Below are 18,680 nucleotides of genomic sequence, written 5' to 3'. Positions count from 1 at the left end.
GGAGTAGTCATGAGTGACGCAGTCATCGTCGGCGCGGTACGCACCCCGGTGGGGCGGCGCAAGGGCAGCCTGGCCGCCGTGCACCCGGTCGATCTCTCGGCGCACGTGCTGCGCGCCCTCGCCGAGCGCACCGGCATCGACCCGGCGCAGGTCGACGACGTGGTCTGGGGCTGCGTCTCCCAGGTCGGCGACCAGTCGTGGAACGTCGCCCGCAACGGCGTGCTCGCCGCCGGCTGGCCCGAGTCGGTGCCCGGCACCACGCTCGACCGGCAGTGCGGCTCCAGCCAGCAGGCCCTGCACTTCGCCGCCGCCACCGTCCTCTCCGGCCAGGCCGACCTGGTCGTCGCCGGTGGCGTCGAGTCGATGACCCGGGTCGCGATGGGCTCCAGTGTGGCCGGCGGGTCGCCCTTCAGCGACCAGCTGCGCGACCGCTACCGCGGCGTCGAGGGCTTCGCCGACGACGCGCCGCTGCCGTTCAACCAGGGCGTCGGGGCGGAGCTGATCGCCGAGCGCTGGCGCCTGTCCCGCACGCAGCTCGACGAGTTCGCCCTCGCCAGCCACGAGAAGGCCGCCGCCGCGCAGGACGCCGGCGCCTTCGACGCCGAGATCGCCCCGGTCGCCCTGGCCGACGGCGGCAAGTTCGCCGCCGACGAGGGCATCCGGCGGGACACCTCGCTGGAGAAGCTCGGCGAGCTGGCCACCCCGTTCCGCGCCGACGGGGTCGTCACCGCCGGCTCCGCGTCGCAGATCTCCGACGGCGCGGCGGCGCTCGCCGTCACCACCAGCGAGTGGGCCAGCCGGCACGGCCTGCGCCCGCTGGCCCGCGTGCACACCGCCGTCGTCGCCGCCGACGACCCCGTCACCATGCTCACCGCGCCCATCCCGGCCACCGCGAAGGCGCTGCGCCGCGCGGGGCTGGGCATCGAGGAGATCGGGGTGTACGAGGTGAACGAGGCGTTCGCGCCGGTGCCGCTGGCCTGGCTGGCGGAGACCGAGGCGGACCCGGAGCGGCTCAACCCGCGCGGTGGCGCGATCGCCCTCGGCCACCCGCTCGGCGGGTCCGGCGCCCGGATCATGACCACCATGCTCGCCCACATGCGGGACAACGACATCCGCTACGGCCTCCAGACGATGTGCGAGGGCGGCGGCATGGCCAACGCGACCATCGTCGAGCTGCTGTAGCGGGCGGGAAAACTCCTGGCCCCGTGGCGGGGCGGCGGCTAGGTTGCCGGGCGTGACCGACGCCGCCGCCCCCCGCACCGACTGGGCCGACCCGCACTGGCGGGAGTCCGCCCTCGACTGGGTCGGCGAGCGGCTCGGTCGGCACGGCCGCCGGATCGTCGGGCCGGTCGAGCCACGGCTCCGGCCCTGGTCGCTGGTCTGGCGGGTGCCGACCGACGCCGGGGACGTCTGGTTCAAGGCGAACAACCCCGGCACCCGGCACGAGGCCGCGCTGCTGGCCGCGTTGGCCCGGCTCGCCCCCGACCGGGTGCTCGATCCGGTCGCCGTGGACGCCGAGCGCGGCTGGTCCCTGCTGCCCGACGGCGGCCGGACGCTGCGCGACGCGCTGGGCGGCGACCGGAGCCTGCTGAGCCGCTGGGAACGGGTCCTGCCCGAGTACGCCCAGCTCCAGCGCGCGGTCACGCCCCGGGCCGGCGACCTGCTCGCCCTCGGCGTGCCCGACCACCGACCGGAGGTGCTGCCGGAGCTGTTCGGGGCGCTGCTGGACGACGAGGAGTCGCTGCTGCTCGGGGCGGAGGACGGGCTCACCGCCGAGGCGTACGGGCGGCTGCGCGCCCACCGGTCCGCCTTCGCCGAGGACTGCCGGCGGCTGGCCGCGTCGGGCCTCGCGCCGACCGTCCAGCACGACGACCTGCACGACGGCAACGTGTTCGTGGCCGGCGACGGGCACCGCTTCTTCGACTGGGGCGACGCCTCGGTGGCCCACCCGTTCGGCACCCTGCTGGTGACGCTCAACTCGGTCGCGGACGCGTTCGGGCTGCCCGACGGCGATCCGGCGCTGGCGCGGCTGCGCGACGCGTACCTGGAGCCGTGGTCGGACGGGCACGACCGGGCGACGCTGCGCGAGGCGGCCCGCCTGGCCGTCCGCGTCACCCGGGTCAGCCGGGCGCTCTCGTGGCGCCGCGCCCTCCCGGCCGCCGACCCGACCAGCACGGAGTACGCCGCCGCGGTCCCCGGCTGGTTGCAGGAACTGTTCGCGCCGGATCCGGTCTGAGCCGACGCGGCGACGCCGGTCGACCGGCCCTCCGGCGGCCGGCGCCGAAGCCGGACACGCGGTGCGACGCGCGCGCGTGGAAGTTCCAAAATTCCCGCGTGACCCACGTCACCCCAGGTCGCGCCTCGTTGGGCAGGGCATGGACGTCTTCTCCCGAACGTTCCTCCCGGCCGCCTCCGAGGCCGGGCTGGCGGTGCAGACCGTCACCCGGCACATGCCGGTCTTCCGACGCTGCGTCGGTTCCGGCGACGCCACCATCCTCGTCACCCGGTGCGCCCGGCCGGACCGCCCGATGGCCGGCGAGTACCTGCTCCTGCTGACCCACCGACGGCTGGTCGTCACCCAGCAGACCCGCGTGCTGCACCGGCTGCGCCTGCACCTCAACACGGAGCTGCGGGAGCTCAGCAACGTCACCTGGAGCCCCGACCCGCGCCTGCAGTCGGTCGAGATGGCGGCCACCGCGATCGACGGGATCCGCGAGCGGTTCCTCATCCGCACCCGCCAGCCGAAGCAGGTGTGGCAGCTCGACGCCCTGCTCAACCACGCCTTCCGGACCCGGCTGCGGACGCCCCGGGAGCGGCTCGTCGCCACCATCGGCGAGGCCCCGCCGGTCGCGCGGCCCGTCGCCTTCCGCCCCGCCGTGGTGCGCTGACCGTCTTCTTACCGAACCCGAACATCCGCTGACCGTCGCGGCGGCACCGGGTCGGCAATCATGGGCCGGTGACCGTCGACGCCGCGCCCCGCGGGCTCGTCCTCGTGGTGGAGGACGAGCCGGCCATCGCCGACCTGGTCCGGCTCTACCTGATCCGGGACGGCTTCGGCGTACACCTGGAACGGGACGGGGCGGCCGGGCTGGCCGCCGCCCGCCGCCTGCGCCCGGTGGCCTGCGTCCTCGACATCGCGCTGCCCGCCCTGAATGGCACCGAGGTCTGCCGGCGCCTGCGCGAGGCCGGCGACTGGACGCCGGTCATCTTCCTCACTGCCCGCGACGACGAGGTGGACCGCGTCGTCGGGCTGGAACTGGGGGCGGACGACTACGTCACCAAGCCGTTCAGCCCCCGCGAACTGGTCGCCCGGGTGCGGGCGGTGCTGCGGCGCACCGCCGGGACGCCCGAGGGCACGGGCCTGCCCCGGGTCGTCGGCGCGGTGGCCCTCGACCCGACCCGCCGGACGGTGACCGCCGCGGGCACCCCGGTCCAGCTCACCTCCACCGAGTTCGACCTGCTGGCGCACCTGATGGCCCGACCGGGCCGGGTCTTCACCAGGGAGGAGCTGCTCGCCGGGGTCTGGGGGTACGCGGCGCACGCCGGCACCCGGACCGTCGACGTGCACGTCGCACAGGTCCGGGCGAAGCTGGGCGCGGCCGGCGTGATCCGCACCCACCGGGGCGTCGGGTACTCCGCCGATGGCTGAGCCGACCGTCGCGCCACCGCGGCACCGTCCCGGCCGGACGCTGACGTCCCGCGCGGTGCTGGTCACCTGCGCGGTCGCCCTGGTCTCGGTGCTGGTCACCGCGATCGTCGCGGTGCCCCTGGCGGTACGCGTCGTGGAACGACGCGACCAGGAGGCGCTGGCGGCCCAGGCCCGGCTGGCGGCCGAGGTGCTGCGCCCCAGGCTGGAGACCGGGCGGACCGCCGACGAGGAGCGGATCGTCCGGCAGTTGAACGCCCAGGGCGTCGACGCGTACCTCGTCCGGGGCGGGGTGGCCGAGCGCCCCGGCCTGCCGCCGAGGGTGGTGCGGCGCGTCGCCGAGGGGCGCAACGTGTCGACCCGCCGTCCGCTCGACGGGCGGCGCACGCTGATCGAGGGACGTGCCCTGCCCGGCGGCAACGGGGTGGTGCTGACCCGCTCCCGGCCCACCGCGCCGTGGCGGCAGGTGGTGCCCAGCCTCTGGCTGCCGCTGCTGGCCGGGCTCGCCGCAGGGGTGGTCGCCGGGCTGCTGCTCGCCCGCCGGCTGGCCCGACCGATCCGGCGCGCCGCCGACGCCGCCGCCCGGCTGCGCGCCGGGGACCGGGCGGTACGCGTGCCGGTGGAGCCGCCCGACGAGGTGGCCGACCTGGCGTACGCGCTGAACGGGCTGGCCGCCGCGCTGGCCACGAGCGAGGGCCGGCAGCGGGAGTTCCTGCTCTCCGTCTCGCACGAGCTGCGCACCCCGTTGACCGCGATCCGGGGCTACGCCGAGGCCCTGGCCGACGGGGTGATCGGGCCGGCGGACGCGCCCGGCGCGGGTCGTACCGTGCTCGCGGAGGCGCAGCACCTGGACCGGCTGGTCAGCGACCTGCTGGCGTTGGCCCGGCTGGAGGCGGCCGACTTCCCGCTCGAACCGGTGCCGGTGGACCTCGCCCGGCTGGCCGCCGACGCGGGCCGGACCTGGGCCGACCGGTGCGCGAAGGTGGGGGTGCCGTTCCGCGCGGAGGTCCCGGACGCGCCGGTGCCGGCGCACACCGATCCGGGGCGCATCCGGCAGGTGGTGGACGGGCTGCTGGAGAACGCGCTGCGGGTCGTACCGCCGGGGGCGCCGATCGTGCTCGCGGTCCGGTCGGCCGGCGCGGACCCGTTGGCGGGCGGCGTCGTCGAGGTCCGCGACGGCGGGCCGGGCTTCACCGACGACGACCTGGCGGTCGCCTTCGAACGCGGCGCCCTGCACCAGCGCTACCGGGGGGTGCGCAAGGTCGGCAGCGGGTTGGGGCTGGCGCTCGCCGCCGGCCTGGTCCGCCGGCTCGGCGGGGAGATCGCGGCCGGGCACGCGCCGGAGGGCGGCGCCGCGTTCACCGTCCGGCTGCCCCCGGATCCTTACCTGACCCGAACATCGGTCTGACCCTCCGCTCGCCGGTCGGCGGGAGGCTGGGGCTCCACGGACGAGAGGGAGACTCATGGCACGTTGGGGATTCGCCACCACCACGCTGCTCGCGGCGGTCGCGCTCGGCGTCGGCGGATGCGGCGCCGCCGGGCCCGCCGGTCAGCCGGCCCGGGAGACCGCCGTCGAGGTCGCCGCGGCGCTGGGCGCGGAGGGTCAGGCGCTGGCCGCGCTGGGCTTCGACGCCGGCGACCTGGACGTCGGGCCGCTGGCCGCACCCGCCTCGCCGGAGGCGTCGCCGGGCGCGGCCGGGGAGAAGCGGCGGGAGCGCGCGGAGGAGCGCCGCGAGCGCCGGCAGGCCCGGGTGCTGCTGCGTCGGGACGCCCTGCACGGCGAGGCCGTGGTGCGGACGAAGGACGGCGGTACGCGGACCGTCGCCGTGCAGCGGGGTGAGGTGACCGCCGTCGACGGCGACTCGATGACCGTGAGGTCCGCCGACGGCTTCACCATGACCTGGACCTTCGGCGACAAGCTGCGCGTCGTGGAGCGTCGCACGACGATCCGGTCCGCCGACGTCAAGGTCGGCACGACCGTCGGCGTGGCCGGTGCCAAGGAGGGCGACGGCGGGGTCGCCCGCCTGATCGTCGTACCGGCCCGGCAGAAGTAGGCGGGGGGTGGCCCGTCGGCGACGGCGGGCCGCACCCCGCCGGTCGGTGTGAGCGGTGCCGCCCCGGGGGAGGCGGCACCGCACACGCGGGGAGGGTCGAACTCAGTAGACGCGGGAGCCGATGAAGTCGTCGTGCCCGTAGCCCACGGGGTTGGCGAAGCTGCGGGACTCGAAGGACCACTGCTGGCGGGCGCTGGTGGAGCAGGCGGCCAGGCGCAGCCGGGGGGTGCCCAGCAGCGGGTTGTCGAACGCCAGGCAGAGGTTGGCGTTGCCGGCCGTCCTGATCTGGTTGCCGGCCAGGACGAACTTCTGGTTGGCGCCGCCGTGGCAGTCGTGGATGTTCACCGCCGTACCGGCGCTCAGCGAACCGCCCGAGACGTCCAGGCAGCGGTCGTGGGAGAGCTCCGAGTGCAGCGACTGGCGGGTCGGGTCGTACCAGAAGCCCTGGTTGCGCCCGCCGTGACAGCCGTACGACTGCTGGGGGGTGCCGTTGCGCGAGTCGTAGCCCTTGCCGTCGACGCAGGTGCCGGTGGCGGCGTTGCGCAGCTGCTTGAACTCGAAGAGCCCGTCGTAGAGCACGCCGTTGCCGGTGCTGGCCGGGTCCACGCAGGTCGCCCGCTGCCGACCGGAGTCGACGAACTGGGTGACGCACTGGGCGAACATGCCGTGCCCCCGCTTGTTCGGGTGGAACGACTGCCGGGCCGCGTTCTCGTCCCAGATGCCCAGCTCGATGTGGAGCCCGCGTACCGAGGTGTTGTCCGTGCAGACCTCGTGGCCGTGGAAGAGTCGGCTGGCGTCCAGGTAGCGGGTGCCCGTGTTGGTCGCCGCCGCCCGCAGCGCCGACTCGAACATCGGCACCGCCTTGTTCCGGGCGAACGCGGCGTCGGCCAGATAGAGCAGGCAGCCGCCGGCGTACCAGCCGGGGAAGTTCGGGTTGTCCTCGACGTCCGGGCTGCCCGGGCTCGGGTACGACATCAGCACCAGTTCGTAGTCCGAGCGCAGGTAGCCGGCGCCGGTCATCGTCTGCCGGATGTCTTCGAGGGCGTCCTCGACGGCCTGCCGGCTGCCGTCGGTGCGGACGCTCCACTGGTCGGTGTAGGTGGGGTAGCAGGGGCCCTGGAGGAGAACCCGGCGGACGGTGCAGTCGGTGGCGACCGGGCCGAACTGGATCGTGCCGTCGCCGTTGGCGCCGACCACCACCCAGATCAGCTTGATGTGCGTGTTGCGCGCCTTGATGGCGAGGTGGTCGCCCTGGTTCAGCTCGTTGTGCTGGGTCGGCCCGCCCCGGATCAGGTTCCACGGGGTCGCGCCGGAGCAGGCGATGTTGTACTTCTCGTCGGCGGCGATGCCGGTGCGGAACACCGCCTGGTCGTACGAGCGGTCGCACCAGTTGCCGGGCTCGTGGGTGCCGGGCACGTAGTTGCCCACCCCCTCGCCCGAGATCTCGCTGTCGCCCATGGTGATCAGGGCGGTGCGGCGCTGCTCGATGGGGCGGACGGCGGGCGTGCCGTAGAGCGCGGTGGCCTCGGCGGCGCGGATCGTCTCCAGGTTGGCGGGGAGCGGCTGGACGGCGGGACGGTCGGCCGCGGTGGCGGGGGTGGCCGTTCCGGCGAGCATCGGCAGGACGAGAGCGGCGGCGGCGACGACGGTGAGGGCCCGTCGTCGGGTCGCGCGTTCGCGCCTGGCGGAGGAACCAAGCATCGACGCACTCCTTTCGGCTCGATCGCGGGACGTCGATCGAGTTACCAGAAGGTAGCGTCGGCTTCGAGGTATGTGAATGCGTCTCGTAATCGTTGCCGCAGAGTGCAGAACCGGGCGATCCGGTCGAATCGTGCACCGGCCGGCTTCCTGGCGGTCAGCTCCCCGGCGGCAGGGCGTAGCCCACGTAGCTCCGGAACTGCACGCGCCAGCCCACGGGCACCAGCGCCGTGCACGCCGGCCGGCTGCCCGTGCAGACGATGGCGTCCACCGAGGCCGGATCGGCCGGCGGGCGCTCGGGCAGCACCGACTGGAGCGCCACCAGCTCCGGCGGGCGGCCGTCCGCGTCGCGCAGCAGCAGCCACCAGGGGTACTCCCAGTTGTCGTTCTGCTGCACCAGGCCGATCCGGCGGGCGCCCGTCTCGCGTACCGCCTCGGCGGCCCAGCGGAACTCCTCCGCCCACTGGGGACGCCGCAGGAACCGGGTGTCCCATTCGGAGGTGGTGAAGACCGAGCCCGCCCCGACCAGCCGGCGCGGGAAACCGTACGACACCGCCAGCACCCCGGCCAGCGCGCAGGTGGCCAGCACGCTCACCGCGAGCCCGGCCGCCACCGGCCGCCGTCCGTCCGCTCCGCCGGCCCGGCGCCGGAACAGCGCGTCCAGCCAGAGCCCCGCCAGCGGTACGGCCAGCGCCAGCGCGTAGAGCAGCAGGCGGTTCCCCCACGGCTGCCACTTGATCATGGCGGTGTGCAGCAGCACGGCCGCCACCACGACCACCGCGTACGCGCGCAGCGGACCCGCATGCGTCGGGCTGATCCGGCCGGGCCGGGCCAGCGCGTACGCCGCCCCGATCACCGCCAGCGCCCCGGCCAGCGGGAAGGCCACCCGGTCCTCGTCCGGATACCAGGACGGCACCGGGAACCGCTCCCGCCCGAAGGTGGTGGCCCGGTCCTGCGGGTCCACCCCGATCGCCCCGGCCCCGCCGATGATCGCCTCGGCGCCCGCCCGGCGCAGCGGCGCGAGCGGCGTGTCGAACGCGGTGTGCGCGATCCGCAGCGCGTTGACCAGCAGTGATGGCGGGTCGTGCCGCTCCATCGGGATGGACTCGCGCAGCCGGGGCGGCCCGAGCGGATGCCCGAACTCGGCGGTCACCCGGGCCAGGAACGGCCCGACCACCACCACCGCCACCAGCAGGATCAGCGCCGACCCGGCGACCGTCCGGCGCACCTGCCGCCGCGCCCGGACACCACCGGTCCGGGACGCGCCGGTGCCCCGGCCGGGCGGTCCGGCGCGCTCCGACGCGGGGCCGGTCCGGGCCAGCCGGAGCTGGGCCAGCCCCCAGAGCAGCAGCAGTGGCCCGACCGCCACGAGGCCGCTGGTCTTGGTCAACGCGGTCAGCCCGGTGGCCGCCCCCAGCGCCAGCATCGCCCCGATCCCGGCGCGTCGGCGCAGCCCGTCCAGCGCCACCGTGGCGGCGCAGGCCACCCAGGCGGCGCAGACCAGATCCGTCTGGGTGCTGGTTGCCTGGAGCGCCACCATCGGCGTGGTGGCGAGCACGAACGCGGTCAGCAGCTGGGCCCGCCGTCCCCCGCCGAGCTGCGCGGCGATCCGGGTGGCCGCCAGCAGTACGCCGACGCCGGCCGCCCACTGCACCAGGTGGTGCAGCGCGTCCCCGCCGGTGAACAGGCGCAGGTGCAGCAGCAGGTACTCGGCGCCGGGCGGGATGGTCACCTGCCGGTGGATGGCGGTGGGCCAGAAGTCCAGGCCGCCCTGGGCCACCCAGTGCTCCACCTTGGGCAGGTGGTAGGTCTGCGAGTCGAAGTTGTTCGGCTCGGCCAGCAGGGCGATCAGCAACTCGACCAGCAGCAGTCCGCCGACCGTGCCGGCGAGCAGCCGCTCGCCCCGGCCCGCCGTACGCCAGGCGGAGGCCAGTCGGGTCCACCAGCCGGCGCGGTGGGATGCGACGCGGCGTGCGGCGGCCGGCGGCGCCGGCGGAGGGGGCGGGACGCCGACGGCCGGGCCGGCCGTCGCGCCGACCAGCGCGTGCTCCGGCGCGGCGGCGACCTCGACCGCGCGGTGCGCGGCGGCGACCACGGCCGTGCCGCGCGCGGCGTCCCGGCGGCGTCGCCAGCCGACGGCGGCGACCGCGCCGGCGAGGAGCGACAGCCAGGCGACGGCGAACGCCGGCAGGGTGAGCAGCCGCAGCGCGCCCAGCAGTTCCACCGTGAGCACCGCGAACGCGCCGGTGACCAGAGCCGCCCGGACCAGCGCGAGGCGCCGCCCCGCCACGGTCCCGGCCGCGACCGGACGGAGCGCGACGGCGAGCAGTCCGATCGCGGCGACCGGCGCCAGGGCGAGCGGGTAGCCGACTGCCGACATGGCGGCAGTAAACACCATGAACCTGAGGTCGCCGCGCCCGATGCCCGCAGTGCTGAGCACCGCGTCGTCAACCGCCAGGCTAGGCTAGGGCCGACATATCGTCGCCACCGTGGAGATTCCCGTGAAGCTCTCGATCCTCATGCCGGTCTACAACGAGGAAGAACGCATCGCGGATGCCCTCAAGCAGGCATTGGCGGTCGACTACCCGTGTGAGATCGAGCTGGTCGTGGTCGACGACGGCAGCCGGGACGGCACCGGTGAGATTCTCGGTCGGGCCGACGACGCGCGCCTGCGGGTCATCACCCACCAGCGCAACGCCGGCAAGGGCGCCGCCATCAAGACGGCGGTCGACAACGCCGAGGGCGACTACATGGTCATTCTCGACGCCGACCTCGAGTACGACCCGATGGACATCCCGAAGCTGCTCGACCCGGTGCTCGACGGGCGGGCCGAGGTGGTCTACGGCAACCGCACCTTCGGCAGCCACAGCGCCTACAGCTTCTGGTACGTGATGGGCAACAAGGGCGTCACGATGGCGGCGAACGTCCTGTTCAACTCCTACATCGGCGACCTGGAGACCTGCTTCAAGCTGATGCCGGTCGCGCTCTACCGCTCGCTCGACGTCCGCTCGCGGGGCTTCGGCATGGAGGCAGAGGTCACCGGCAAGCTGCTGCGCCGGCGCATCCGCCCCTACGAGGTCCCGATCAGCTACCGGGCGCGGGGCCGCGAAGAGGGCAAGAAGATCACCTGGAAGGACGGCGTCGAGGCGATCTGGATCCTCGGCCGCGAGCGCACCCGCCGCCGCCCCCTCGGCGCCCCGACCCGCTGACCCCTCCCGCCCTCCCGCGCCGCCCGCCGTCGGCGGTGCACGCCCCGCCGACGTCCGGCGTGACTCAGCGGCCGGCCGGCACCGGCGCCGCGTCCAGGAACCCGGCGACCGAGCGGCGCAGCCCGGCGGCGTCCAGCCCGTGCCAGCGGGTGTGGTCCTCGGCCGAGCCGTAGCGGCGCAACTCCTCCCGTCCCACGCCGAGCGCCAGCAGCCGGTGCGGCCGGTCGGCCAGGGCCGCCGACACCACCCGGGCCGACGTGCCGGCCAGGTAGGGCTCCACCAGGATCACCGCGTCGCCGGCCAGCGCCCGCAGCCCCGCCGTGTCGAACGGCCGTGGCCGGTGGGTGTAGGCCACGGTCACGCCCAGGTCGGCCACCGCCGCCACCGCCGCGTCCAGCACCGGCCCCACCGCGACCAGCAGCGGTGCGCCCGGCCCCGCGTCGCGGACCAACCGCAGCGCGCCGTCGCCGCCGTACGGCCGGGCGTTGTGCAGCGTGGACAGTCGCAGGTACGCCGAACCGTCGGCGGCCACCGCGTCCCGCAGCAGCGCCGGCACCTCGTCGCGGTGGCCGGGGACGTGCACGGTCCAGCCGTGCAGGGTGTCGATCAGCGAGACGTCGGCCGGGGACAGGTGGGTTCGTCCCGACTCCGCCCGGTCGTACGACGCGCCGATGCTGATCAGCACCGCGTCCACGCCCTGGTGGTCCAGGTCGAGCTTGATCTGCTCGTACGCCCGCTCGACGAGGAACGGGGCGTAGCTGTGCACGATCGGCCGGAGCCCGGTCAGGGCGAGCCCGCCGGCCACGCCCACCATCAGTTGTTCCCGGATCCCGACGTTGAGCACCCGGTCCGGGTGCCGGTGCGCGGCCGGGTCGAACGCGTCGGCGGAGATGTCCGCCAGCACCAGGGCCGTACGCGGATCCTCCGCCAGCAGCGCGGTGGTGGTCTCGATGAAGCGCTCGCGCACGGTCACTCCCCCTGGTCGACGACCGCGACGACGACGTGCGGCCGGTGGTTGTCGTGCCCGGTCAGGGCGGTGTGCAGGGCCTCGTGGTCGTGCCCGTCGACGGTGGCGGCGGTCCAGCCGTTGACGGTGAACCGGGCCGCGGCGCCGCCCGCCCAGCCGTGCGTGGCGGAGCCGTTGTCGACCACGATCGCGGTCAGGCCGCCGAGCCCGGTCGCCCCCGCGTACGCGATGGCCTCGTGGTTGGAGCCCTCGTCCAGTTCCGCGTCGCCGAGCAGCACGTACACCCGGGGCGTCAGCAGGCCCTGGGCGCGCAGCCCGAGCGCGGTGCCGACGCCGAGCCCGAGCCCGTGGCCCAGCGATCCGGAGCCGATCTCCACCCCGGGCACCAGTACCCGGTCGGGGTGGTCGCCGAGCCGGCTCCCGGGCCCGCCCTGGTCGTCGAGCCAGTCGGCGGGCACGAACCCCTTCGCGGCGAGTACGGCGTAGTAGCCGGCCACGGCGTGGCCCTTGGAGAGCAGGAACCGGTCCCGCCCGGGGTCCTCGGCGGTCTCCGGGGCGACCCGGAGGACCCGGTCGTAGAGCACCCAGAGCACGTCGACGGTGGAGCGGACGTTCGTGCCGAACTCCCGGCCCGCGCGGACCCGCTCGTACAGCGGCGCGACGGGTCCCGGCAGCGGCGGGGCGGTCGGGTGGCGGGGTGGCGCGGTGGCCGGATCGCGGCGTGGCGCGGCGGCCGGGGCCGGGCCCGCGCTGGCGGTGGTCGTGGTCATGCCGCTAGCCTGCAAGTTGAAGTCCACTTCAACTCAAGGCGACGTGATGCACGAGTCTCTGACCATCGGCCAGCTCTCCACCCGCAGCGGCGTCGCGCCCTCGGCGTTGCGCTACTACGAGCGGCTCGGGCTGATCCGGGCGGAGCGGACGGGCGGCAACCAGCGCCGCTACGCCCGCACCGAGCTGCGCCGGGTGGCGTTCGTCCGGATCTCCCAGCAGGTCGGCATCTCGCTGGAGGAGATCCGGGAGGCGCTGGACTCCCTGCCGGCCTCCCGCACACCCACCGCGGAGGACTGGGCGCGGCTCTCCGCGACCTGGCGGGAGCGGCTGAACGAGAAGATCCGGCTGATGACGAAGCTCCGCGACGACCTCGACGGCTGCATCGGCTGCGGCTGCCTGTCCCTGCAACGCTGCACGCTCAACAACCCCGGCGACTCACTCGCCGGCGAGGGCCCCGGCGCCCGCCTCGTGCTCCCCCGCGAGGTCGGGGAGACGACGCCGACACCCTGACCGCCGACCGGCTGCCCCGCCCGGCCCCTCGCGTTGGCGCGGACCGCGCGTCAGCCGGTGGTGAGCAGCACCTTGCCGACGTGGTCGTTCGACTCGACCAGCCGGTGCGCCCGCGCCGCCTCGGTCATCGGCACCCGCCGGTCCACGACCGGCCGGACCGCCCCCGACTCGACCAGCGGCCACACCTCCTCGCGGACGCCGCGCACGATCTCCGCCTTCTCCGCCAGCGGCCGGGACCGCAGCGCGGTGGCCGCGATCGTGCCCCGCTTGGCCAGCAGCGCTCCGAGATCCAGCTCGCCCCTGCGGCCGCCCTGCATGCCGATCACCACCAGCCGGCCGCCCGTGGCCAGCGCCGCCACGTTCCGGGGCAGGTAGGCGGCGCCCATGATGTCGAGGATGACGTCCGCGCCCCGGCCGCCGGTGACCCGCCGGACCTCCTCGACGAAGTCCTGCTCGCGGTAGTCGATCGTGTGCGCCGCGCCCAGCTCACGCAGCCGGTCGTGCTTGCCGGCCCGGGCGGTGACCGCCACGGTGGCGCCGAGCGCGACCGCGAGCTGGATCGCGAAGGTGCCGATCCCGCTGCCGCCGCCGTGCAGCAGCAGCGTCTCGCCCCTGGCGAGCCGGGCCACCTGCACCACGTTCGACCAGACCGTGCAGGCGACCTCGGGCAGCGCCGCCGCGTCGACCACGTCGACGCCGGCCGGCACCGGCAGGAGCTGCCCGGCCGGCACCGCGACCCGCTCCGCGTAGCCGCCGCCGGCCAGCAGCGCGCAGACCTCCCGGCCCACCTCCCAGCCGGCCACGTCGGGGCCGATCGCGCTGATCACCCCGGAGCACTCCAGCCCTGGGTACGCGGGCGCGCCCGGCGGCGGCGGGTAGTGCCCCTGCCGTTGCAGCAGGTCGGCCCGGTTGACCGCGCTGGCGCGCACGTCGACGACCACCTCACCCGGGCCGGGCTCGGGATCGGGGACCTCGCTCCAGACCAGTGCGTCGGGTCCGCCGGGTTCCGGGATCGTGATCGCGCGCATGTTCCGTGTCTACCCCACCCGTCCGTCGGTCCACGCCCGGGCCAGGATCTCGTCCACCGTCCGCGCCGGGGTGAGCGCGGAGGTGTCCAGCCAGAGCCCGATCCGGGGCGTCTCCGCCCGGAACCGCGCGTCCAGGTCGGCGACGGGCCAGTCCCCGTACCCCTTCTTCTCCCGCGCGTCCTCGCGGGCGGCGACGGCCTCGCGGCTCGGCGCGAGCACCACCACCGCCAGCGGCCGGTGCCGGATCCGGTCGACCATCGCCGGCAGCTCCGCCCCGAGGACCACGTCCTGGAGCACCACGGTGAAGCCGGCGGCGGCGTACCGGTCCGCCGCCGATGCGGCGAGGTCGTAGCGCAGTCGCAGCTGCCGCCACGCCTCCGGCGACGGCTCGGCGGTCATCTCGGCCCGCCCGCTGACCACCATCCGCCGGAAGACGTCGCCGCGCAGGTGCACGGCGCGGGGCATCCGCCGGGCCAGCGCCTCGGCCACAGTGGACTTTCCGGCTGCCATGATTCCGCTGATCAGCACCACCGACGGGTTCTCCCACACGCCGTCGATCATGCCAGCGCGGGTGCGGTGCCCGCTCGCCCGCGGCGGGTCCGTGGCAGACTAGGCACGTCGCGCACCCCACGGGGAGCGCGGCCCGGGAGGGTTCGCCTAGTGGCCGATGGCGCTGGTCTTGAAAACCGGTAAGGCAGCGATGTCTTCGTGGGTTCGAATCCCACACCCTCCGCCGACACACAGCAAACACGTCCCTGACCAGCGTGAGCGCCGGCCAGGGACGTGTCTGTGGGTGGTGGATCACTATCAAGTTCGAAGCGGTGCTACGTGATGCGCGCTCTCAGGGCTTGAGTTCCCACACAACCGCACGAAACTCCAGGTCGGCATTCTCGTAGTTGTCGAGCGGGCCCCTCTTCGTGAGGTACATCCACGCGATGCGCCCTTCGTCCGTCACCACGCAGAACGCTGTCCTGCCCGGCCTTGCGTCAGCCGCCTCGATCACATCCACCGCTGATTTGCCGGCATCCCGCTCGCAGTTCTCGGCGCTGGGCTGCCGTAAGGGCCCTGTTCCGAAGTTCTCAGCGTGATAATTCGCGAGCCCGCCGCCGTTCTCGCAGTCGGAGTACAGCAGGTCCGTACCGTCAGGGACACTGTCGCTCGAAGACTTGGATGAGAACCGGTCGAGGTCGACCCTGGTCGATTTGCAGGACAACCCCGGTTTGGGTACCCGCAGCTCATCCAGCGGATGGACAACGACGTACCCGGACGGCGAGGACTGTGTCGGCCCTACCGGCGTGGGCGCCGCACCGTCGCTGCCACCCGACGCGGTGCTGCTGACCGGCGGGGAACCGGCACTCGGCACGGTGCCACCGGCGGGCGAGGTGCTCACCGGGTTGGGTGGGGCCGGCTCATTCTTGCCGAGCCATCCGATGTCGACCCCGGCAGAGACGCCGGCGAAGAGAACCCCTATGACCGTCGCCAGCCCGACCACCAGCGCTATGCGCTTCCGCTGTGGATCCTGCTGCGAGGACTGCGATGCCTGCGTGCTCAATGATCACCTCTCATCACCGTCAATGAGAGAGTACTGAAAACCTCCAAAAGATCGCCGCCCTGCGGGCACGCATTCCCGCGGCTCGCATTTCCCTTAGAGACCCGTGGTAGAGCTTCCGCCCGCTCGCTCGGCTTGCCGAGTGCGTGTGCGCAGGCGCCGTCAGCAGCGGAGGTAGGTGCCGCACAGCGGCGGCGCGTCGACGCGGCAGACCTTCCAGCCGCCACCGAGGCCCTTCTCCTCCGTGGTGTGGAAGCACCACCGGTGGGTGGCGCCGGTGAAGGTGACGTTCCCCGAGGGGTCGACCTCCGTGTACCGGAGGTCGACCATCGCGGAGACGGTGCCGTCCGAGTCGTCGGTCTGCCAGTTGGTCGTCTCGACCCGTACGCCGAACGTGACCTGCGACTCGACCTGTTTGCGCAGGTCGCGAGCCTGCCGGAACAGCTCGTCGCGATTGCCGCCGCACAGGCACCGGTTGATGTCGGGGTTCTCGTTCGGCTGGAAGACCGCCAGGAGGTACGCCTCGGCCGCCGCAGCAGGCGTCTTCTCGCCCCGCCCCGCCTCGATCGCCCCCGTCACCGCCTGCCGGACGGGCGCACCGATGCAGGCAATCGCGAAGGCGACGGCGGCGGCGACCGTCGCGCGGCGACGCCACTGCCGAGCGGTGAGCGGCATCTCGAGCACCGGGCGAGACTACGTGCCCGAGCGACGACGGGCGGGGGCGCGAGGCGGTCGGGCGCGTGTCACACGACGGCCAGCGGCCGTACGGGCGAGCCCGTGCCGCCGACGATCGGCAGCGGGGCGAGGACGAACAGGAACTCGCTCACGCCGGCCTCGGCCAGCGAGTCCAGCCGCAGGTGCTCGACGATGTAGATGCCCGCCTCCACCAGCAGCAGGCGGTGGACCGGCAGCGTCCGGAGCCCGGCGCCGGGAGGGATCTGCTCGTAGGCGGTGGTGTCCGCGCCCGTCAGGGCGACCCCGTGCTCCGCGAGCCAGGCCGCGCCGGAGGGGTCGACGCCGGGCACGCCCGTGTCGAGACCGAGGTAGGCCGCCGGATCCGACCAGTGCCGGGCCCAGCCGGTACGCACCAGCGCCACGTCGCCCGCGCCCAGCCGCACGCCGGTACGCCGCAGGCACCCTTCGAGGTCGTCGGCGGTCACGCCGTACCCGCCGGGAAGCACGTCGACCCTGTGGGCCGAGGCGACGTCCAGCAGCACCCCGCGCCGGACGAGAGGCGGAATCGTCTCGGTGCCGTGTACGCGGAACCGGCCACCCGACTGCGCCTCGGCGGCGTCGTGGCCGCCGTGCAGCAGCCCGTCCTGCGAGATGTGCGACAGCGCGTCGACGTGGGTGCCGACGTGCCCGCCGGTGACGATCAGCTCGCCGGCCGACGAGCCCCCGTCGGCCCGCACCACGTCGCCGTGCCGGCGGAGCAGGGCCAGGCGGAATCCCGGGTGGTTCGGCGCGCAGGGCATCCCCTCCTCGAACGGCTGGCTGAGGTCGTGGATGGTGACGCCCGCGGCGACGGCGTCCAAAAGTGCGGTCATGACGGTGATCCTGTCTCTGCGGGGATGAAGGATGCGTACCGGGCCGATTCTGGGCGTGGTCCCGCGGCTGATTCCGGTAATGGTTCCGACGCGGTTCGTGTTCGGCATGCGGGGCACGCGACGAAATCGAGATTGCGTCGGCCGATGACGCCGTCGACCGGCCGCCGGCCGGCACTGTACTCGGCGATCCCGCGCCGGTCGACCCCTGAAATGTTCGACACTTACCGTATCCGCATTCAATACCGCGAGTTTGCCCCTGCCCGCCGGGCCGCTCGTGTCGTACACTCGCATCCGATTCAATAACGAGGCGGGCGAAGGGGTGCGGTTAACGGTGCGGCATGACAACTCGGACTGCAATTTCGCGGAATTGAACGCGCCCCTGGTGGCCGCGCTGCAGGCCGAGCCGGCGCGGTCCGCGTTCGCTGCGGCCGCGCCGTCGGTACGGCGTTTCATGGACGACCTCGGTGCCACCCGGATGCGGTTCATCCCCTATCCGCTCGTCATCGACCGGGACGAGTTCGACCGGATGGCCGAGGCGGCCTGCGCCCTGCTGGAGGCGCAGACGGCGATGATTCGCGAGTTCCTCCGGTCGGGGCCTCCCGAGCGGCTGTTGGCGGAATTCGGCCTGCCCGCCGCGATCGCGCCATTCGTCAATTGGGAACAATTGGATTCCGTCGAGCAGGTCTTCGCCCGCGTCGACGTGCTGCCGACCCCGTCCGGATACCAGTTCTGTGAATTCAACATCGACTCGTCCATTTCCGGATTCGAGTTCCACGACTGCTATCAGGTGATGGGCGAGGCGCTCGACATCCCGTGGCTCGCCGACACGCCCCGGCCCGAGGAACAGATCGCGGACGTCGTCGTCAAGGCCTTCCACCAGGGCAGTTTCGACCGGGTGGTGGTGTGTGACTGGTCGAGCCGCATCGGGGTCGGCTACTTCGGCTTCGAGTTGCTGACCGAGACGCTGCGCCGGCGACTGCCCGACGTGCCGGTCGAACTGGTCTACCACGCCGACTATCCGCAGCGGTGGCTCGATCCGTCGGCCGGCAAGCGCACCCTGGTCTATCGCGGCTTCATGCACGAGGACATGGACGACGACTACGACTTCATCACCCGGCTGGTCGGCAGCGGCGCCTCCGTGATCAACCTCTTCGAGGCCGAGATCCGTACGCACAAGCGCTGGATGGCGATGTTCTGGGAGGAGCGTTTCGCCAGCCTGCTGCCCGCCGGCGTGCGCGACATGGTCACCCGCTACGTGCCCCACACCGTCTCGGTGACCCCCGAGAACCGTGACCGCCTGCTGGCGGACCGGGCCGGGTACGTGTTCAAGTTCGGGCACTCGTCCGGCGGGCACGACGTCATGCTCGGGGCCGACCACGACGCGGACACGATCGCCGCCCGGCTGGCCGAGCGTGGCCCCGACGGCTGGCTCGCCCAGCGTCGCGTGCAGCTCGCCGAGTGCCGGTTCGCCCCCGAGGCCGGTGCCGAGCCGGTGCCCCACCACATGGTGCTCGGGCTCTACGTGCTCGGGGGCGAGTGCTCCGGCATGAACATCCGCGCCGACCGGGGCTCGGCCGTGGTCAACATCCACCAGTCGGCGGCCAGCGGTTGGGCCATCCCCATGGACGCCGACGAACGGCGACGGCTGATCGAGCGCGTGCGGGCGATCGGGCCGACGGCCCGCGAACGACACTGACACCA

The 18,680-nt window shown here is 73.9% G+C and carries 18 protein-coding genes and 1 tRNA gene; 10 read left to right on the top strand and 9 right to left on the bottom strand.

What is annotated here, in order from left to right; all coding sequences use genetic code 11:
• Positions 1–9 precede the first annotated feature (9 nt).
• The 6 genes from ACFHW0_RS06955 (at position 10) to ACFHW0_RS06930 (ending at position 5,700) form a co-directional block, all read left to right on the top strand.
• Positions 10–1,182: a thiolase family protein gene (locus ACFHW0_RS06955; protein ID WP_416606235.1), complete on the top strand. Its 1,173-nt coding sequence runs from the start codon at positions 10–12 to the stop codon at positions 1,180–1,182.
• A gap of 52 nt (positions 1,183–1,234) precedes the next feature.
• Positions 1,235–2,236, top strand: a complete 1,002-nt coding sequence (locus ACFHW0_RS06950) for a phosphotransferase (protein ID WP_416606233.1) — start codon at positions 1,235–1,237, stop codon at positions 2,234–2,236.
• A 139-nt stretch (positions 2,237–2,375) separates the two neighbouring features.
• Positions 2,376–2,888: a hypothetical protein gene (locus ACFHW0_RS06945; protein WP_416606231.1), complete on the top strand. Its 513-nt coding sequence runs from the start codon at positions 2,376–2,378 to the stop codon at positions 2,886–2,888.
• 68 nt (positions 2,889–2,956) lie between these two features.
• On the top strand, positions 2,957–3,649 hold the full coding sequence (locus tag ACFHW0_RS06940; RefSeq protein WP_416606229.1) for a response regulator: 693 nt from the start codon (positions 2,957–2,959) through the stop codon (positions 3,647–3,649).
• The gene (locus tag ACFHW0_RS06935) at positions 3,642–5,054 is read left to right on the top strand and encodes a sensor histidine kinase (RefSeq protein WP_416606227.1); all 1,413 of its coding nucleotides are present in this window, start codon (positions 3,642–3,644) and stop codon (positions 5,052–5,054) included. The genes ACFHW0_RS06940 and ACFHW0_RS06935 overlap by 8 nt, the downstream gene beginning before the upstream one ends.
• Positions 5,055–5,109: 55 nt before the next feature.
• Positions 5,110–5,700 (top strand): hypothetical protein, encoded by a 591-nt coding sequence (locus ACFHW0_RS06930; RefSeq protein ID WP_416606225.1) that lies wholly within the window; start codon positions 5,110–5,112, stop codon positions 5,698–5,700.
• A 102-nt stretch (positions 5,701–5,802) separates the two neighbouring features.
• Here ACFHW0_RS06930 and ACFHW0_RS06925 read toward each other — a convergent pair whose 3' ends face one another.
• Together ACFHW0_RS06925 and ACFHW0_RS06920 are read right to left on the bottom strand one after the other, a co-directional pair.
• A complete protein-coding gene (locus tag ACFHW0_RS06925; RefSeq protein WP_416606223.1) occupies positions 5,803–7,401 on the bottom strand; it encodes a ricin-type beta-trefoil lectin domain protein in 1,599 nt (532 codons plus the stop codon).
• Positions 7,402–7,555: 154 nt separating this feature from the next.
• Complete coding sequence (locus tag ACFHW0_RS06920; RefSeq protein ID WP_416606221.1) at positions 7,556–9,778, bottom strand: hypothetical protein; 2,223 nt, start codon at positions 9,776–9,778, stop codon at positions 7,556–7,558.
• A 121-nt stretch (positions 9,779–9,899) separates the two neighbouring features.
• Here ACFHW0_RS06920 and ACFHW0_RS06915 point away from each other — a divergent pair, with 121 nt between their 5' ends.
• The gene (locus ACFHW0_RS06915; protein WP_416606699.1) at positions 9,900–10,607 is read left to right on the top strand and encodes a glycosyltransferase family 2 protein; all 708 of its coding nucleotides are present in this window, start codon (positions 9,900–9,902) and stop codon (positions 10,605–10,607) included.
• Positions 10,608–10,671: 64 nt separating this feature from the next.
• Here ACFHW0_RS06915 and ACFHW0_RS06910 read toward each other — a convergent pair whose 3' ends face one another.
• Both ACFHW0_RS06910 and ACFHW0_RS06905 read right to left on the bottom strand, forming a co-directional pair.
• Positions 10,672–11,574: a transketolase family protein gene (locus ACFHW0_RS06910; RefSeq protein ID WP_416606219.1), complete on the bottom strand. Its 903-nt coding sequence runs from the start codon at positions 11,572–11,574 to the stop codon at positions 10,672–10,674.
• Between the two features lie 2 nt (positions 11,575–11,576).
• Positions 11,577–12,344 (bottom strand): transketolase, encoded by a 768-nt coding sequence (locus tag ACFHW0_RS06905; protein ID WP_416606217.1) that lies wholly within the window; start codon positions 12,342–12,344, stop codon positions 11,577–11,579.
• A 46-nt stretch (positions 12,345–12,390) separates the two neighbouring features.
• Between ACFHW0_RS06905 and soxR the strand changes: the two genes are divergently transcribed.
• A complete protein-coding gene (gene soxR / locus ACFHW0_RS06900) occupies positions 12,391–12,855 on the top strand; it encodes a redox-sensitive transcriptional activator SoxR (RefSeq protein ID WP_416606215.1) in 465 nt (154 codons plus the stop codon).
• Between the two features lie 50 nt (positions 12,856–12,905).
• Here the strand turns inward: soxR and ACFHW0_RS06895 are convergent, their stop codons facing one another.
• Both ACFHW0_RS06895 and ACFHW0_RS06890 read right to left on the bottom strand, forming a co-directional pair.
• Positions 12,906–13,883, bottom strand: a complete 978-nt coding sequence (locus ACFHW0_RS06895; RefSeq protein ID WP_416606213.1) for an NAD(P)H-quinone oxidoreductase — start codon at positions 13,881–13,883, stop codon at positions 12,906–12,908.
• A gap of 9 nt (positions 13,884–13,892) precedes the next feature.
• Complete coding sequence (locus ACFHW0_RS06890) at positions 13,893–14,444, bottom strand: AAA family ATPase (RefSeq protein WP_416606211.1); 552 nt, start codon at positions 14,442–14,444, stop codon at positions 13,893–13,895.
• 85 nt (positions 14,445–14,529) lie between these two features.
• Here ACFHW0_RS06890 and ACFHW0_RS06885 point away from each other — a divergent pair.
• Positions 14,530–14,616: transfer RNA gene (locus ACFHW0_RS06885), tRNA-Ser, on the top strand.
• 108 nt (positions 14,617–14,724) lie between these two features.
• Here the strand turns inward: ACFHW0_RS06885 and ACFHW0_RS06880 are convergent.
• The 3 genes from ACFHW0_RS06880 to ACFHW0_RS06870 all read right to left on the bottom strand — a co-directional run bounded on the left by ACFHW0_RS06880 (position 14,725) and on the right by ACFHW0_RS06870 (position 16,979).
• On the bottom strand, positions 14,725–15,435 hold the full coding sequence (locus ACFHW0_RS06880) for a hypothetical protein (RefSeq protein ID WP_416606209.1): 711 nt from the start codon (positions 15,433–15,435) through the stop codon (positions 14,725–14,727).
• 159 nt (positions 15,436–15,594) lie between these two features.
• A complete protein-coding gene (locus ACFHW0_RS06875) occupies positions 15,595–16,116 on the bottom strand; it encodes a hypothetical protein (protein WP_416606207.1) in 522 nt (173 codons plus the stop codon).
• 59 nt (positions 16,117–16,175) lie between these two features.
• Positions 16,176–16,979 carry a cyclase family protein gene (locus tag ACFHW0_RS06870; RefSeq protein ID WP_416606205.1) on the bottom strand — a complete coding sequence of 268 codons (804 nt, stop codon included), beginning with the start codon at positions 16,977–16,979 and terminating at the stop codon, positions 16,176–16,178.
• Positions 16,980–17,229: 250 nt separating this feature from the next.
• Between ACFHW0_RS06870 and ACFHW0_RS06865 the strand changes: the two genes are divergently transcribed.
• Positions 17,230–18,675 (top strand): hypothetical protein, encoded by a 1,446-nt coding sequence (locus ACFHW0_RS06865; RefSeq protein WP_416606204.1) that lies wholly within the window; start codon positions 17,230–17,232, stop codon positions 18,673–18,675.
• Positions 18,676–18,680 lie beyond the last annotated feature (5 nt).

The sequence above is a fragment of the Micromonospora sp. LOL_025 genome (genome assembly GCF_048060285.1).
In the GTDB taxonomy this organism is placed as follows: domain Bacteria; phylum Actinomycetota; class Actinomycetes; order Mycobacteriales; family Micromonosporaceae; genus Micromonospora.
Note: the sequence above shows the minus strand (reverse complement) of the source record. Positions and strands in the feature narration are given on the sequence as shown.

Excerpts from the sequence above, each read along its gene's own strand:
- ACFHW0_RS06955 (WP_416606235.1), top strand. The coding sequence starts at position 10 with ATGAGTGACGCAGTCATCGTCGGCGCGGTACGCACCCCGGTGGGGCGG.
- ACFHW0_RS06945 (WP_416606231.1), top strand. The coding sequence starts at position 2,376 with ATGGACGTCTTCTCCCGAACGTTCCTCCCGGCCGCCTCCGAGGCCGGG.
- ACFHW0_RS06935 (WP_416606227.1), top strand. The coding sequence starts at position 3,642 with ATGGCTGAGCCGACCGTCGCGCCACCGCGGCACCGTCCCGGCCGGACG.
- ACFHW0_RS06930 (WP_416606225.1), top strand. The coding sequence starts at position 5,110 with ATGGCACGTTGGGGATTCGCCACCACCACGCTGCTCGCGGCGGTCGCG.
- ACFHW0_RS06925 (WP_416606223.1), bottom strand. The coding sequence starts at position 7,401 with ATGCTTGGTTCCTCCGCCAGGCGCGAACGCGCGACCCGACGACGGGCC.
- ACFHW0_RS06920 (WP_416606221.1), bottom strand. The coding sequence starts at position 9,778 with ATGTCGGCAGTCGGCTACCCGCTCGCCCTGGCGCCGGTCGCCGCGATC.
- ACFHW0_RS06905 (WP_416606217.1), bottom strand. The coding sequence starts at position 12,344 with ATGACCACGACCACCGCCAGCGCGGGCCCGGCCCCGGCCGCCGCGCCA.
- soxR (WP_416606215.1), top strand. The coding sequence starts at position 12,391 with ATGCACGAGTCTCTGACCATCGGCCAGCTCTCCACCCGCAGCGGCGTC.
- ACFHW0_RS06895 (WP_416606213.1), bottom strand. The coding sequence starts at position 13,883 with ATGCGCGCGATCACGATCCCGGAACCCGGCGGACCCGACGCACTGGTC.
- ACFHW0_RS06890 (WP_416606211.1), bottom strand. The coding sequence starts at position 14,444 with ATGATCGACGGCGTGTGGGAGAACCCGTCGGTGGTGCTGATCAGCGGA.
- ACFHW0_RS06870 (WP_416606205.1), bottom strand. The coding sequence starts at position 16,979 with ATGACCGCACTTTTGGACGCCGTCGCCGCGGGCGTCACCATCCACGAC.